This window comes from Ancylobacter sp. FA202, assembly GCF_000380205.1.
In the GTDB taxonomy this organism is placed as follows: domain Bacteria; phylum Pseudomonadota; class Alphaproteobacteria; order Rhizobiales; family Xanthobacteraceae; genus Ancylobacter.
Genome location: NZ_KB904818.1, coordinates 1,973,300 through 1,989,027, shown reverse-complemented (window position 1 = coordinate 1,989,027; position 15,728 = coordinate 1,973,300). Strand labels below are relative to the sequence as shown.

Sequence of the window (15,728 nt, the reverse complement as noted above, 5' to 3'; positions counted from 1 at the left end):
GCTCCCGTGGAAAGGCCGCCCCCGCGTGCGGGAACGGCCAAAGCGTTGCGTGCACTTTGCGCTCAGAGCGTGCGCTGCACGACCTCGACGCGGTAGCATTCGATGACGTCGCCGGCGCGCATGTCCTGGTAATTCTCGAAGGACATGCCGCATTCCTGGCCGGAATGCACCGTGTTGACCGCATCCTTGAAGCGGTTGAGCGTCGACAGCTTGCCCTCGTGGATAACCACGTTGTCGCGGATGAGGCGCACATGCTGGCCGCGTTCGACGACACCGTCGGTGACGAGGCAGCCGGCGACCTTGCCCACCTTGGAGACCGCGAAGATCTCCTTGATGAGAGCATTGCCGAGCATGGTCTCGCGGTTGATCGGGGCGAGCAGGCCGCCCATCGCCGCCTTCACGTCATCCACCAGGTCGTAGATGATGTTGTAGTAGCGGATTTCGATACCGGCACGCTCGGCCGCGTCACGGGCTTCCTTGTTGGCACGCACGTTGAACGCGATGATCGCCGCGCCGGCCGTCTCGGCCAGCGTCACGTCGCTCTCGTTCACGCCGCCCGCGCCGGAGTGGATGATGCGGGCCTGCACCTCGTCGGTGCCGAGCTTCTCCAGCGAGGAGGTGATCGCCTCGATGGAACCCGACACGTCGCCCTTGATGATGAGCGGGAATTCCTTCCGCCCGGCCGTCTTGGCCTGGCTCATCATCTGCTCCAGCGAGCCACGGACGGTGGCGGAACGGGCCGCCGCCTTCTCGCGCTTCTGGCGCTGGCGGTAATCGGTGATCTCGCGGGCCCGGGCTTCGTTCTCGACCACGGCGAGACGGTCGCCCGCCTCCGGCGTGCCGCTGAAGCCGAGCACTTCGACCGGGAAGGACGGACCCGCCGAGGTGACGTTGGCGCCCTTGTCGTCGATCAGGGCACGCACACGGCCCATCTCGGCGCCGGCGACGACGATGTCGCCGACACGCAGCGTGCCGCGCTGGACGAGGACAGTGGCGACAGGGCCCCGGCCGCGGTCGAGCTTGGCCTCGATGACGGTGCCCTCCGCGTCGCGGTTGGGGTTCGCCTTGAGGTCGAGCACTTCCGACTGCAGGGTGATGAGTTCCAGCAGCTTGTCGAGATTGGTCTGCGCCTTGGCCGAGACCTCGACTTCCAGCGTGTCGCCGCCGAGGCTTTCGACCTGAACCTCGTACTGCAGCAATTCGCTGCGCACGCGCTCGGGTTTGGCATCGGGCTTGTCGATCTTGTTGATCGCCACGATGAGCGGCACCTTGGCGGCGCGCGCGTGGTTGATGGCCTCGATGGTCTGAGGCATCACCCCGTCATCGGCCGCCACCACCAGCACCACGATGTCCGTCACCTTGGCGCCACGGGCGCGCATCGCCGTGAAGGCGGCGTGGCCAGGCGTGTCGATGAAGGTGATCTTGCCGCCGAGCGGCGAGGTCACCTGATAGGCACCGATATGCTGGGTGATGCCGCCGGCCTCGCCGGAGACGACATTGGCCTTGCGGATGGCGTCCAGCAGCGAGGTCTTGCCGTGGTCAACATGGCCCATGATGGTCACGACCGGGGGACGCGTCTCCAGGTGCTCATCGGTATCCGTGGTGTCGAACAAGCCTTCTTCCACGTCGGATTCGGCGACGCGGCGCACGCTGTGGCCGAGTTCCTCGGCGATCAGCTGGGCGGTGTCGGCGTCGATCACGTCGGTGATCTTCACCATCTGGCCCTGCTTCATCAGCATGCGGATGACGTCGACCGCGCGCTCGGCCATGCGGTTGGCCAGCTCCTGAATGGAGATGGTCTCCGGGATGATCACCTCGCGGGCGATCTTTTCCTTCGCCTCGACATGGCGATGGCCGCTCATGCGCTGGGTGCGGCGGCGGAACGAGGCCACGGAACGCTGGCGCTCGTCGTCGGACGACTGGGCGGTGACGACGGTCAGGCGGCCGCGGCTCTTCTCCGGGCCAGCGGGACGGGTCGGCTTGGCCGGGGCGGCAGGGCGCGCGGGGGCGCCACCGGGACCGCGACGGACCGGACGACGGTCGTCCTCCTCGGCATCCATCGGGCCGCGCGGCGTGGCGACACGCGGCGCGCCGGGGGCGGCGGGCGCCGAGGACGGGCTTGCAGGCGTTGCGGTGCGGGACGCCGTGCCGGCCGGCGCCGAGGCGGCGGCGGGCTGGTCCTCGCCGAAGCGCTTGCGCGCCTCCTGCTCGGATTTGCGCTTGGCTTCCTCGTCGAAAGCGCGGCGCGCGTCTTCCTCGCGCTTGCGGGCCTCGGCGGCCTCGCGCTCGATCTTCTCGCGCGCCTCGCGCTCGGCGCGGCGGACGGCCTCGATCTCGGCGCGCTTGCGGTCCTCGACCTCACGGATGCGAGCATCCTGGAGGGCGGCGGTGCGGGCGCGGGCCTCTTCTTCCGTCAAGGTGCGCAGCACCACGCCACCGGGGCGGCTGCCTTGCGGCGCCGGACGGGGGCTCGAAAGATTGGCGCCCGGGGAGGGCTGGGTGCGCAGCGGCGGCCGGCTGGAGGGCTGGCTCGCCGGGGCGCTCGCCGCCGGGGCGGCAGGCGCGGCCGGTGCCGGGCGCGCGGGCGCGCTCGGCGCGGCAGCAACCGTCGGTGCCGGACGCGCGGGGGCGCTCGGCGCGGCAGCGACTGCCGGTGCCGGACGCGGTGGCGCGCTCGGCGCCGGGCGGGCGGCCTGTGCGGCGGGCGGGGCGGATGCCGGCGGCGAAGCCGGTGCGGCCGGCGCCGGCGCCTCGGGCTTGTCGCCCGGGCCGAGCACGCGGCGCTTCACCTTCTCCACCACGACGGACTTGGACCGCCCATGGCTGAAGCTCTGGCGGACGACGCCCTGCTCGACAGGTCGCTTGAGCGTGAGGGTGGTCTTGCCACCCTGTCCGACGCCCATCGTCTTCTCGCCGGGGTTCTTCGTATCGGTCATTCGGTATCCGTTCCTGTACCTTTCCGCCTCATGCGGAAAGGCCCCACTATCGTCGGCCAGCCTGCTTAATCCGCGCGCCAGCCTTCGAGCCTTTTCATTCGCGCGAGGAACCCCGCGCTCGTCGGATGCGCGAGCAGCGCAGCATGTACCACATTTGCCCGCCCTAGCGCCAAGTCCAATTGTTCGCCCGGCAGGCCATCGATGCGGGCGATTTCCCGTCCGGCAGCCTCACCGATCCGCCGGGCCAGTGCGTCGAGCTTTCCCGCCCCGTCCGGGGCGGCTTCGCTCGCATGCATCAGCACCGCGACCTTCCCGCTCTGCAACGCCTCGATCACCTTGGCGTTGCCCGTCACCACCTGCCCCGCCTTCTTGGCGAGGGCAAGGGCAGCGAGGGCATCCTTCTCCAGGAGTTGCCCAACCATGTCGGACAGTCCCGGCTCGGTTCGTCCCTTACCCTTGAAGGCGCGCGAAAACGCCTTCCGCTTCAGGGCCTCGGCCAGCACGGCGCTCCGTGCGGTCACCCAGGCGCCACGCCCGGGTAGCCGGGCGTGGATATCAGGCACCACCGTGCCGTCAGGTGCCACGACGAAGCGCAGCAATTCCTCCACCGGCCGCACCGCCCGGCTGGCGATGCACAAGCGGGTCGGCGCGCGGCCCACATCCGATAGGCCGGCATCGGTCAGCCCGACATCGGCCTGGTCGGCGCCGGCGGCATCGGTGCCGTCTACCGGCTCAGCCCCGTGGGGTGCCGTCTCGTCCGTCACCGCTTCCATTCCCTTCGGTCCCGAGGCCGCGCCGGAGCGGGCGATCAGGGGGTAGGCGATCAGGCCTGGCTTTCGCCGGCCTCGGTCGCCTCGGCCTCTTCCTCAGCCGGGCCGGCGAGTTCCTCGGCGGTGATCCAGCCGGCCTTGACGCGGGCCTGCATGACTAGGGCCTCGGCCGCCTCGCGGGAAAGCTCGAAGCCCTCCAGCGCGCCGGCGACACGCACGACCTCGCCATCCTTGCGCTCGGTCCAGCCGACGAGATCGTCGGTGGCGCAGCCGGCAAGATCCTCGACCGTCTTGATGTCGTTCTCGCCGAACGCCACCAGCATCGGCGAGGTGACTCCAGGCACTTCGCGCAGCGCGTCCTCGACGCCGAGCGCCTTGCGGCGCTCGTCAAAGGTCGCTTCCACCTGCGCCAGATGCGCCAGAGCGCGATTCTGCAGTTCCTGCGCCGTGTCCTCGTCGAAGCCCTCGATGCTCGCCAGCTCGTTCAGCGGCACATAGGCGATTTCCTCGACCGAGGCGAAGCCTTCGGAGGCGAGGAGCTGGCCCATCATCTCGTCGAGGTCGAGCGCCTCGGCGAACATCGTGGTGCGCTCGGCGAAGTCCTTCTGCCGGCGCTCGCTCTCTTCCGCCTCGGTCATGATGTCGATGTCCCAGCCGGTGAGCTGAGAGGCAAGGCGCACATTCTGGCCGCGGCGGCCGATCGCAAGCGAGAGTTGGGCATCCGGGACCACAACTTCAATACGCTCGCGGTCCTCGTCGAGCACCACCTTGACCACTTCGGCCGGGGCGAGGGCATTGACGATGAAGGTCGCGACGTCGTCGGACCACGGAATGATGTCGATCTTCTCGCCCTGCAGCTCGTTCACCACCGCCTGCACGCGCGAGCCGCGCATGCCGACGCAGGCGCCCACCGGATCGACCGAGGAATCGCGCGAGGTGACAGCGATCTTGGCGCGCGAGCCGGGGTCACGGGCCACCGACTTGATCTCGACGATACCGTCATAGATCTCCGGCACTTCCTGAGCGAACAGCTTGGCCATGAAATGGGGATGGGTGCGGGAGAGGAAGATCTGCGGCCCGCGCTGCTCGCGGCGCACGTCATAGACATAGGCGCGGATGCGGTCGCCGGTCTTGAACACTTCGCGCGGCAGCAGCTCGTCGCGGCGCAGCGAGGCTTCGCCGCGGCCGAGGTCGACGACCACATTGCCGTATTCCACCCGCTTGACCGCGCCATTGACGATCTCGCCGATGCGGTCCTTGAATTCCTCATACTGCCGGTCGCGCTCGGCCTCGCGCACCTTTTGCACGATGACCTGTTTTGCGCTTTGCGCGGCAATTCGGCCGAAATCGAAGGGCGGCAGGGTGTCGGCGATGGAATCACCAATCTGCGCCGCCGGGTTCAGCCGGCGCGCGCCGACAAGGTCGATCTCCACGGCGGGATTGTCGACCTGCTCGACCACCAGCAGATGGCGGGCGAGGCGCAGTTCGCCGGTGCGCGGGTTGATCTCGGCGTGGATGTCGGTCTCGGCGCCGTAGCGCGAGCGCGCCGCCTTGGCGATCGCATCCTCCATCGCGGCGATCACGATGCCCCGGTCAATCGTCTTTTCCCGCGCGACCGCGTCGGCGATCTGCAGGAGTTCAAGCCGGTTGGCGCTGACGACAGCCATCAGTGCGTCTCCTTCGCATGGGATTTGCGTTTGGCGTTGGATTTCTTGCCGGGCTTGGCGGCGCCCTTGGGCTTAAGCATCGGCTTGGACTTCTGCTTGACCGGCATCTTCTTCGGCGGAATGACGCGCGGGGCGACGCCTTCGCCACCCACGAACATGTCGTCATCCGGATTCTCGTCGGCGTCGTCGCCATCGAGCGGCACGTCGCCGATATCGGCAAAGTCGATGTCGTCCTCGTCGATGCCGGCGCCCTCGCGCAGCGCCTTGTCCCGGCGCAGCGCCTCGCGGATCAGCGCGTCGGTCATCACAAGGCGGGCGTCGCCAATGTCGGAAATGGGTAGGGCGACGGTGTCGGCCGCTCCCGCGGGCGCGTCGGGCAGGCGCAGCAGCGCCTCGTCACCCTTCGCACCGACCAGGATGCCGCGGAAGCGCTTTCGCCCATCCACGGGCACCGCCATGTCAACCTTGATGTCATGGCCGGCCCAGCGGTGGAAATCGGAAAGTCGCACAAGCGGCCGGTCGATGCCGGGCGAGGACATTTCCAGATTATAGGCACCGGTGATCGGGTCCTCGACATCGAGCACCGGCGAGATCGCGCGGCTCGCCGCCTCGCACTCGTCGATGCCGAAGGAACCGTCGGGGCGCTCGGCCATGATCTGCAGGGTCGGCGGGCTGCCGCCGGAGATCTTGGCCCGCACCAGGCGGAAGCCAAGGCCCTGCAGCACCGGGCCGACAATGCCGGCCACACGGGCGGCGGGGCCGGTCTCGATGACGAGACGTGGCTCGTCGAGACGACCCTCGGGCAGGGCGTTCGAATCAGTGGCGTTGGCTTCGTTGGCGTGGGCTTCGGTTTCGCTCATCGTCCTCGTCGGATCGGCTTACGATCCGCAATGCAAAAAGAGCGGGCCCCGGCGACGGAACCCACTCTCAACCGATCAGATGATCGTTTGTGAGATCGTTGAATGCCCTGCTTATACAGCCAAACCGCCCCGGGGTGCAAGGGAGCGGTAGAGGGAGCGTTTATGCGGGTCAGCCCGGTCATCTCGTGCCCGCCGGAGGCACGGGCGGGCGGCGGCGGTTGCGGCCAGCGAAGGCACGTCGCATAAGCGGTTCATGTCTGTTCACCCTCCGCCAAATGCCGTGCTGCGCGAGCGTGCGCCCGCCAAGGTCAACCTCACTTTGCGGGTGCTCGGCCGGCGCACCGACGGCTATCACGATTTGTCGAGCCTTGTTGCCTTTGCCGGCGTGGGCGACCGGCTGGCTCTCCTGCCGGGGGCGGAATTGGCGCTGATGCTGGAGGGACCGGGCGCGCCGTCGCTTGCCGGCGAGGGCGACAATCTGGTGCTGCGGGCGGCACGGGCGCTGGCGGCGCTTGTCCCGGGGCTCGTAACGGGGCGCTTCACCCTCGCCAAGCGGCTGCCCGTAGCGGCGGGCCTTGGCGGCGGCTCGGCGGACGCGGCGGCGGCGCTGCGGCTGCTGGCCCGGGCGAACGGGCTTGCGAGCAATGATCCAAGGCTGTTCGATGCGGCGCTCGCCACCGGTTCGGACGTGCCGGCCTGCCTCTATGGGCGCTCCTGCGTGATGGGCGGGCGCGGCGAGGCCATCACGCCGCTCGCTTTGCCGCGCTTCGGCGCCGTACTGGTCAATCCGCGCATCGCCATGGCCACCGCCGATGTCTTCCGTGCGCTGGCGCTGGCGCTGGAGCCCGGCACGCACCGCGCGGAAGCAGGGCCCGAACCCGCCGGAGCGACGCGCTCCGGGCTGCTCGCCTGGCTGCGCAGCGAGCCCAATGATCTGGAGCCGCCGGCGCGGGCGCTGGCGCCGGTGCTCGGCGCCGTGGAGGCGGCGCTCCATGGGACGGCGGGGGCGCGGCTGGTGCGGATGTCCGGTTCCGGGGCAACGATGTTTGCGCTCTATGACAACTGCCGCGCGGCAGCCGCTGCGGCGCGGATCGTGGCGGCCGCCCATCCGGAATGGTGGGTGAAGTCGACCGTAATCGGATAGGCGGAAGGCGTGATGCACACCGCGCTGCTCTTCGCCGCCGCCGCTTTGCTTGAGATCGCCGGCTGCTTCGCCTTCTGGGCGGTGATCCGCAACGGGGCGAATGCGCTCTGGCTGGTGCCGGGAGCGGCGAGCCTCCTCGCCTTCGCTGCGGCCCTGACACAGGTGGAGGCGGCGGCGGCCGGGCGCGCCTTCGCCGCCTATGGCGGGGTCTATGTCGCGGCCTCGCTGGCCTGGCTATGGGCGGTTGAGGGGTTTCGCCCCGACCGCTGGGACCTGATGGGCGGGGCGGTGTGCCTCATGGGCGCCGCGCTCATCGTCTTCGCCCCGCGCGGGTGAAGCCTCACCGCACCCGCGCGATGCAGAAATCGACCACGTCGAGCAGCGCATCCCGTGCCGGGCTGGCGGGGAAGACATCGAGCGCCTGCTTGGCCGCCGCGCCATAGGCGCGGGCGCGCTCCACCGTCTCGGCGATGGCGCCATGGCGCAGCAGCAGCGCGAGCGCCTGTTCGAGATCGCCCTCGCCGATCTCGCCCTGTTCGAGGCAGCGGCGCCAGAAGTCCCGTTCCGCCTCGTCGCCGCGCCGCACCGCCAGCACGATGGGCAGGGTGATCTTGCCCTCGCGGAAATCGTCGCCGACATTCTTGCCGAGATCGGCCTGCGAGCCGCCATAGTCCAGCGCATCGTCGACCAGCTGGAAGGCGATGCCGAGATTCATGCCATAGGCGCGGCAGGCGGCCTGCTCGGCCTCGCTCCGTCCGGCCAGCACCGGGCCGACCTCGCAGGCGGCGGCGAACAGCTCGGCGGTCTTGCCGCGGATGACGGCGAGATAGGCGTCCTCGTCCGTGCCGATGTTCTTGGCGGCGGCGAGCTGGGCGACCTCACCTTCAGCGATGACCACGGCGGCGGTGGAGAGGATGTCGAGCGCCCGCATGTTGCCGACCTCGATCATCATGCGGAAGGCTTGGCCGAGCAGGAAGTCGCCGACCAGCACGCTGGCCTCGTTGCCCCACAGCATGCGGGCGGCCAGCTTGCCGCGACGCATCTCGCTGTCGTCGACCACGTCGTCATGCAGCAGCGTCGCCGTGTGCATGAACTCGACCGAGGCGGCAAGCTTGACCGTGCCCTCGCCCTCATAGCCCGCCAGCGCGCCGGTCGCGAGGGTGAGCATGGGGCGCAGGCGCTTGCCGCCTGATGAGATGAGGTGCTGCGCAACCTCCGGAATCATCGCCACGTCGGAACCGGTGCGCGACAGGATCAGCGCGTTCACGCGCCCCATATCGGCCTGCACGAGCGTGACGATGCCCGCCAGCGAGGCTTCGGACCCCGTCACGGCGGGAGTGAAGGAGTAGGCGACGGACACAGGTGGGCTCCCTCAGCAATGGCGACGGCGAGCGGCGATACGCGCGTGACCCGGAGGGTCGTCATAGCTTACCGCGCCCGAAGGCGAAAGTTTTCGTCGGCCCCCGCCGACCGGCGGAACGGCGCGCGCGGGCCCGGCTGGCGGGAGTTCGATTTGGCCCGGGGGAGAAATCAAACCAGCTGTTGCGAAGATAACATGGAATTGACTAGTATCTCGATACTAGAGTGTCTTGGGATCACGGGCTTGGCGTTGTTTTTAAAGGTCCGCAAGGAGCTGGGACGCTGGCGCGCCAAGCTGTCCAGCGTGCCTTGGATGTTTCTCGGCGCCGTGCAGCGCCGGGACTACGATTCAGGGCGCCCGCACAGCGTAAAGATTACGCTGGGAAAACAGCCGATTGCCGACGATGTCGCCATTCTGGTGATCTTTCCGCGCGCCGGCATCCCCGCCTCCACCTTCTCCACCCTGGCCCATTTCGCCCGTCACGGCATTGCCTGCGTCGTCGTGTCCAATGCGCCACTGCGCGAGGAGGATCGCGAAAGACTGGGCGAGGCCACGCATCTGGTGATCGAGCGCCCCAATCTCGGCTATGATTTCGGCGGCTTTCGCGAGGGTATCCTCACGCTGTTCGAGCGGGGCGTGCGGCCGCGCATGCTCTTCCTGATGAATGACAGCCTGTGGTTCCCGCTGCGCACGGATTGCGATGCGCTGGCGCGCTGCCGACAGGCGCCGGAAGACGTGTTCGGCTTTCTGCTCAATGGCGTGCCTCGCTTCGGCGTGAGCCGGGACTATGTGCAGTCCTACTTCCTGCGCTTCTCGCCGCGCCTGCTTGCGAGCGAGGAATTCCTCGCCTTCTGGCGCGACATGCCGCTCATCGACAACAAGCACCTGGTGGTGCGGCGGCTGGAGCGCGGCCTGTCGCGCCATTTCGTCCGCCGGGGCTATACGCTCGGCGCACTCGTCCACTGGCGCACTGTGATCGACCGGCTAATGACGCTGGACGACCCGGACAAGCTCTCCCGCATCTTCGCCTATCAGTGCCGGCTGAACCCGAAGGACGCGGCCAGGCTCCAGCCGCTGATCGACAAGGGATGGTCGCCGCTGCGCATCCGCGACGCGCTGGCCGGCCCGATCCGCCGCAAGCGGCTCTTCGCTTCCTTTCCGTTGATGCACCCCGAATTCGTGCTGGAGCTCGGCCTGCCGGCACTGAAGCGCAAGCTGCCGATCCAGTACCGGGAACTCGTCCGCCTCGGCCTCGACACGGATTTCGAGCCCGCCGTGCGGGCCGAGATGCGGCTCTGAGACGGCCCGCCCGCCTGCATCAAACGCGGCCGGCTTGCCTTGCGGGCGGCTTGCTGCCTCATATAGCGCGATGCGTGAACTCATCCGGACCAATGACGTCGTCCTCCTTTCCGCGATAACGGCCCTGCTCGACAGCGCGGGGATCGGCCATCTCGTGCTCGACCAGCATATGAGCGTGATGGAAGGCTCGATCGGCCTGCTGCCACGTCGCCTGCTGGTGGAGGGCGAGCGGGAAGAGGAGGCGCGGGCACTGCTGGACGAGGCCGGCTTCGGCGCCGCGCTCGGCGACGCATGAGCGATGCGAGGCGCGAGCCGATGGGCGAGGTGCCAACGGACGATGCATCGTCCCCTGCCGCACTGACCGACGACGCCTTTCTCGGCGGGCGCCTGCGGCTGCTGCAACCCACGCGCGGCCACCGCGCCGGCCATGACGCGCTGCTGCTGGCGGCCAGCGCGCCGGAAGCCGGACGCGCGGTTGATCTTGGCACCGGGGTCGGCGCGGCCGGCCTCGCCTATGCCGTAAGGGTTCCCGTCGCCGCGCTGACACTGGTGGAGATCGACCCGGCGCTGGCCGACCTCGCCGCACGCAACGCCGCACGCCAAGCGCCGGGCCTCGCCGAGCGGGTGCGGGTGGTCTGCGCCGATGTCGCCCGGCTCGGGCGCCCGTCCGGCCCGGATATGCCAGCCGCCGGCGCGGCCGATCTGGTGCTGATGAACCCTCCCTTCAACGACCCAGCCCGCCACCGCGCGTCGCCGCACGCCGGAAGAGCGCTCGCCCACGCCATCGCCGATGCCGATGTCGAGATCTGGCTGCGGGCAGCGGAGCGGTTGCTGGCGCCGGGTGGGCGGCTGGCGCTGATCCACCGGCCGGAGGCCATCGAAGCGCTGCTGGTCGGGCTGAAGGGCCGATTCGGCGCCGTGACGATCCGCCCGGTCCACCCTTCCCCCGAAGCGCCGGCCAACCGGCTGCTGATCGGCGCCATCAAGGGCCGCCGCACACCGCCGGCACTGGTGCCGGCGCTGGTGCTGGCGGGAAGCGACGGCCGGCCGAGTGCCGCCGCCGAGTATGTGCTGCGCGAGGGCGGGGCGATCGGGCCGGAATGACGCGAGGCTCAATGCGTCGCCCCGGCGCGACGACGCATTGAGCAAAGGCCGAAGGCACCCTATCTCTACGGCATGGCCACTTCATCCTTCGTCCAAGACCTCCGCCGCCGTCTCGATCCCTTCCTGCCCGCCAGGCTGCGCGGCGGCACGCCTGTCGTGCCGGTGGTGCGGCTGAACGGGGCGATCGGCATGGCCAGCCCGTTCCGCCCCGGCATCACCTTCGCCAACACGTCGAAAGCGCTGGAGCGCGCCTTCGCGGTGAAGGGCGCCAAGGCGGTGGCGCTGGTGATCAATTCGCCGGGCGGCGCGCCGACGCAGTCGCACCTCGTCTACAAGCGCATCCGCGCCCTCGCGGTCGAGAAGAAGCTTCCGGTGATCGCCTTTGTCGAGGATGTCGCAGCCTCGGGCGGCTATATGCTGGCCTGCGCGGCCGACGAGATCGTCGCCGATGATTTCTCCATTCTCGGCTCCATCGGCGTGGTGAGCGCCGGCTTCGGCTTCCCCGCCGCGCTGGAAAAGCTCGGCATCGAGCGCCGCGTCTACACCGCCGGCACCCGCAAGGTGATGCTCGACCCGTTCCAGCCGGAGAAGGCCGAGGATATCGAGCGGCTGAAGGCGCTGCAGCAGGAGATCCATGCCGCCTTCGTGGCGCTGGTGAAGGCGCGGCGCGGCGACGTTCTCTCCGGCGATGACGACACGCTGTTCTCCGGCGAGTTCTGGGCGGCGCCGCAGGCGCAGGAGCTCGGCCTTGTCGACGCCATCGGCGACCTGCGCGGCTTCCTGCGCGCCCGCTATGGCGAGAATGTCCGCACCCCGCTGATCGAGGTGAAGCCCGGCCTGTTCGGCCGTCGCTCGCCCGGCGTGGCGATGAGCGCGGTAACGGGCGGCGGCGCGGCGGCCAATATCGGCGCCGGGGCGGCGCAGGCTCTCATTTCCGCCGCAGAGGAACGCGCATTATGGAGCCGCTTCGGGCTCTGACGCGCCGCTGCCGCCCCCTCTCGGAAACACCCTCATGCCGCCCGTCTTCATTCTCGCCCTGGGTGCCCTCGGCACCGCCGCCCTGGTCAAGGTGCTGGTGCGCGAATCCCGCCGCGTGAACACCGAGCTCGACGCCCAGCGCCGGGCCGAGAAGGCGGGGGCGCTCGACCCTCGCGCCACGCTGCGCCGCGACCCCGCCACCGGCGAATACCGGCCGGGTGATTCCTAGGGCTCGGCCCGCGCCTCCGGCCCCAGGCTGGAGCGGCTCCAATCTTGCCGCCGCACCCCATCATTACCGCGAATTCACTTTATCCGCCGTGACTTAGGCCTTACGCCTTGAGGCTGGCGAGGACGGAATGGCGTGATGTTGCAGAAGGCGGAAAACAGCTGGACGGGTGAGAAGACGACGCGCCGGCGGCGGCGAAGCCGCTGGCCGTGGCTGCTCGCCGCGCTGCTGATGGCCGGAGGCGGGTATTATTACTTTGCCGGCGCCCAGGCGCCCGAGGAGGCGGCCGTCTTCCAGACGGCGGTTGTCGCGCGCGGCGACATCGAGACCAGCGTCAACGCCATCGCCAAGATGCAGCCCAAGACCTATGTCGATGTCGGCACGCAGGTGTCCGGCCAGCTGCGCACCATCCACCCCGATGTCGGGAGCGTGGTGAAAAAGGGCGACCTGCTGGCCGAGATCGACCCCACCGTCTACCAGACCCGCGTCGCCGGCGACCGCGCCAGCCTCGACAATCTGCGCGCCCAGCTGGCGCAGGCCGAAGCCCAGCTCACCCTCGACAAGCTGCGCAATGAGCGCGCCCAGCAATTGCTCAAGAACCAGTCCGGCAGCAAGGACGCCGCCGACGCCGCCATGGCGACCGAGCAGATCAGCGAGGCCAAGATAGACGCGCTGAAGGCGCAGATCGCGCAGATGCAGGCGACGCTGGACGGCGACCTCGCCAATCTCGGCTACACCAAGATTTACGCGCCGATGGACGGCACCGTCGTCTCCATCACCGCCCGCGAGGGCGGCACGCTGAACGCCAACCAGTCCGCCCCCATCGTGCTGCGCATCGCCGACCTGCAGACGATGACGGTGACGGCGCAGGTGGCGGAGGGAGACATTCCCCGCATCACCGTGGGCACGCCGGCCTCCTTCTCCACGCTCGGCCTGCCGGACCGGCGCTGGCGCGGCACGGTGCGGCAGATCGAGCCGACGCCGACCATCGTCAACGACGTGGTGCTCTACAATGTGCTGATCGACGTGCCCAATGAAGACCTCATGCTGATGACCGACATGACGGCGCAGGTGTTCTTCCGCCTCGGCGAGGCGCGGGACGTGCCGCTGGTGCCGACCCCGGCGATCCGCACCGCCCGCGACGGCAGCCAGAGCGTGCGCGTACTCACCCCGCAGGGGCCGCAGGAGCGCCCGGTGAAGACCGGCCTGTCCAACCGCAGCCAGACCCAGATTCTGGAGGGGCTGGAGCCAGGCGAGACTGTCATTACAGGCACCAACGCCCCGGCCGGCCCACGCCCGGGCGGCGGGCGCCCCTCCATGCCGCCGCGCCTGGGCTGACGCCATGAGTGAGGCCACGACCCGCATCGAAGAACGCGCCGCCGCGCCCCGCCCGCCGGGCGAGGGCGTGCGGCCGATCGTCGAGCTGGTCGATGTCAGCCGCATCTATCCCAATGGCGAGAGCGTGGTGCGCGCGCTCGACCGTGTGTCGCTCTCCATCCAGCCCGGCGAATTCATCGCCATCATGGGCCAGTCCGGCTCGGGCAAGTCGACGCTGATGAACATCATCGGCTGCCTCGACCGGGTGTCGACCGGCGCCTACCGCGTCGACGGGGTGGATGTGGAGGAACTGGGCCCGGACGAACTCGCGGAACTGCGCTGCTCCACCTTCGGTTTCGTGTTCCAGCGCTACAATCTTCTGCCCAGCCTTACGGCGGCGGAGAATGTCGCCATTCCCGCCATCTATGCCGGCATGGGGCGCGAGGCGCGGGAGGAGCGGGCGCATGAGCTACTCGCCCGGCTCGGGCTCGGCGAGCGCAGCGAGCACCGGCCGAACCAGCTTTCCGGCGGCCAGCAGCAGCGCGTCTCCATCGCCCGCGCGCTGATGAACGCGGCGCCCGTCATCCTGGCCGACGAGCCGACCGGCGCGCTCGATTCACGCTCCGGCGAGGAGGTGCTGGCGCTGCTCGGCGAATTGAACGCCGAGGGCCACACCGTCATCCTCATCACCCACGATCCCGATGTCGCCGCCCATGCCCGGCGCGTGGTGCGCTTCCAGGACGGGCGGATCGTTTCCGACGAGCGGCGCCAGGAAGAGCCCGCCCGCGCCCCCCTGCCCGGCACCGGCCCGGCCCGGCGCGGCGGGCTGGCGCGCTTCGTGCCGGATCTGGCAGAAGCGGTGCGCATGGCCTTCGCCTCGATGACGGCGAACCTATTCCGCACCGCGCTGACTCTGCTCGGCATCGTCATCGGCGTCGCCTCCGTCATCACCATGCTGGCGGTGGGCGATGGCGGCAAGCAGAGCGTGCTGGACCGCATTTCCCAGATCGGCACCAATCTGCTCATCGTCCGCCCCGGCGCACCGGGCATCCGGACCGCCGGCGACAATGCAACGCTGCTGGCGGAAGATGCCGAGGCGCTGAAGGCCATTCCGGGCATCGAGGCCATCGCCCCGGACCGCTCCGGCCGCTACACGATGCGCTACGGCTCGCTCGACTATTTCACCACCGTGACCGGCACCACGCCCGACTATCTCGCCGCCCGCGACTGGGCGCTGGCCCGTGGGGTGATGTTCACCCCGGCCGATGTGCGCGCCTATGCGCCGGTGACGGTGCTGGGGCAGACCGTGGCGCAGAACCTGTTCGGCGCCGATGACCCGATCGGGCGCTATGTCATGGTCAAGAACGTGCCCTATGAGGTGATCGGCGTGCTCGCCCCGCGCGGCGCCAACGCCTTCGGCCAGGACCAGGACGACGTGGCGCTGGTGCCGCTCTCCACCGGCTTCGTGCGGGTGTTCGGCCGGCAGTTCCTCAACTCGGTCACGATCAAAGTGACGGAGGCCGGCGACATTCCGGCGGTGGAGGCGGCGATCACCCGCACCCTCGCCGAGCGCCACCAGGCAGAGGATTTCCAAGTGCGCAACACCGCGCAGTTCCTGGAAACGGCGATGGAGACGCAGAACACGCTCACCCTCGTGCTCGGCTGCGTCGCTGCCATCTCGTTGCTGGTGGCCGGCATCGGGGTGATGAACATCATGCTGGTGAGCGTGACCGAGCGCACCCGCGAAATCGGCATCCGCATGGCGACAGGCGCGCGCATGAGCAACATCATGCTGCAGTTCAACACCGAGGCGCTGGTGGTGTGCTCGGTGGGCGGAGCGGTGGGTGTCGGCCTCGGCCTCGCCGCCGCGCTGGGGCTGGAGGGCATGGGCGTGACCATCGTGCTCTCGCTGATGCCGCCGCTGCTGGCCTTCGCCTGCGCCTTCCTCACCGGCCTCGTCTTCGGCTACCTGCCCGCCCGCAAGGCGGCGGGGCTCGATCCGGTGGTGGCGCTGGCCTATGAGTAATGAAGGGCGCCGCCTGAAGGCTCGCCTGCGTGCTTCGCGGG

14 protein-coding genes are annotated in these 15,728 nt (G+C 69.4%); 9 read left to right on the top strand and 5 right to left on the bottom strand.

Annotated features, from left to right (window positions below; translation table 11 throughout):
* Positions 1-62: 62 nt before the first annotated feature.
* The 4 genes from infB to rimP form a co-directional block, all read right to left on the bottom strand.
* On the bottom strand, positions 63-2,936 hold the full coding sequence (infB, locus tag A3M1_RS0109060; RefSeq protein ID WP_018388640.1) for a translation initiation factor IF-2: 2,874 nt from the start codon (positions 2,934-2,936) through the stop codon (positions 63-65).
* 65 nt (positions 2,937-3,001) lie between these two features.
* Entirely contained in the window at positions 3,002-3,709 is a 708-nt protein-coding gene (locus A3M1_RS0109055) for an RNA-binding protein (RefSeq protein ID WP_018388639.1), read from the bottom strand.
* Between the two features lie 50 nt (positions 3,710-3,759).
* On the bottom strand, positions 3,760-5,373 hold the full coding sequence (nusA, locus tag A3M1_RS0109050; protein ID WP_018388638.1) for a transcription termination factor NusA: 1,614 nt from the start codon (positions 5,371-5,373) through the stop codon (positions 3,760-3,762).
* A complete protein-coding gene (gene rimP, locus A3M1_RS0109045; protein ID WP_018388637.1) occupies positions 5,373-6,233 on the bottom strand; it encodes a ribosome maturation factor RimP in 861 nt (286 codons plus the stop codon). The genes nusA and rimP overlap by 1 nt, the downstream gene beginning before the upstream one ends.
* A 253-nt stretch (positions 6,234-6,486) precedes the next feature.
* On the opposite strand from rimP, the gene A3M1_RS0109040 reads away from it, so the two are divergent.
* Together A3M1_RS0109040 and A3M1_RS0109035 are read left to right on the top strand one after the other, a co-directional pair.
* Positions 6,487-7,377, top strand: a complete 891-nt coding sequence (locus A3M1_RS0109040) for a 4-(cytidine 5'-diphospho)-2-C-methyl-D-erythritol kinase (RefSeq protein ID WP_198291126.1) — start codon at positions 6,487-6,489, stop codon at positions 7,375-7,377.
* Between the two features lie 12 nt (positions 7,378-7,389).
* The gene (locus tag A3M1_RS0109035; protein WP_018388635.1) at positions 7,390-7,713 is read left to right on the top strand and encodes a YnfA family protein; all 324 of its coding nucleotides are present in this window, start codon (positions 7,390-7,392) and stop codon (positions 7,711-7,713) included.
* A 4-nt stretch (positions 7,714-7,717) separates the two neighbouring features.
* Here A3M1_RS0109035 and A3M1_RS0109030 read toward each other — a convergent pair whose 3' ends face one another.
* Positions 7,718-8,737, bottom strand: coding sequence for a polyprenyl synthetase family protein (locus tag A3M1_RS0109030; RefSeq protein WP_018388634.1), 1,020 nt, complete (start codon positions 8,735-8,737; stop codon positions 7,718-7,720).
* A 243-nt stretch (positions 8,738-8,980) separates the two neighbouring features.
* On the opposite strand from A3M1_RS0109030, the gene A3M1_RS0109025 reads away from it, so the two are divergent.
* The 7 genes from A3M1_RS0109025 to A3M1_RS0108995 all read left to right on the top strand — a co-directional run bounded on the left by A3M1_RS0109025 (position 8,981) and on the right by A3M1_RS0108995 (position 15,687).
* On the top strand, positions 8,981-10,036 hold the full coding sequence (locus A3M1_RS0109025) for a rhamnan synthesis F family protein (RefSeq protein ID WP_018388633.1): 1,056 nt from the start codon (positions 8,981-8,983) through the stop codon (positions 10,034-10,036).
* A gap of 70 nt (positions 10,037-10,106) precedes the next feature.
* Positions 10,107-10,331, top strand: coding sequence for a DUF2007 domain-containing protein (locus A3M1_RS0109020; protein WP_018388632.1), 225 nt, complete (start codon positions 10,107-10,109; stop codon positions 10,329-10,331).
* A gap of 20 nt (positions 10,332-10,351) precedes the next feature.
* Positions 10,352-11,140 (top strand): tRNA1(Val) (adenine(37)-N6)-methyltransferase, encoded by a 789-nt coding sequence (locus A3M1_RS0109015; RefSeq protein ID WP_018388631.1) that lies wholly within the window; start codon positions 10,352-10,354, stop codon positions 11,138-11,140.
* A 72-nt stretch (positions 11,141-11,212) separates the two neighbouring features.
* Positions 11,213-12,118 carry a S49 family peptidase gene (locus tag A3M1_RS0109010; RefSeq protein WP_018388630.1) on the top strand — a complete coding sequence of 302 codons (906 nt, stop codon included), beginning with the start codon at positions 11,213-11,215 and terminating at the stop codon, positions 12,116-12,118.
* A gap of 34 nt (positions 12,119-12,152) precedes the next feature.
* A complete protein-coding gene (locus A3M1_RS0109005) occupies positions 12,153-12,347 on the top strand; it encodes a hypothetical protein (protein WP_018388629.1) in 195 nt (64 codons plus the stop codon).
* 135 nt (positions 12,348-12,482) lie between these two features.
* Entirely contained in the window at positions 12,483-13,682 is a 1,200-nt protein-coding gene (locus A3M1_RS0109000; protein WP_018388628.1) for an efflux RND transporter periplasmic adaptor subunit, read from the top strand.
* Between the two features lie 4 nt (positions 13,683-13,686).
* On the top strand, positions 13,687-15,687 hold the full coding sequence (locus tag A3M1_RS0108995; RefSeq protein WP_018388627.1) for a MacB family efflux pump subunit: 2,001 nt from the start codon (positions 13,687-13,689) through the stop codon (positions 15,685-15,687).
* The last annotated feature ends 41 nt before the right edge of the window (positions 15,688-15,728 follow it).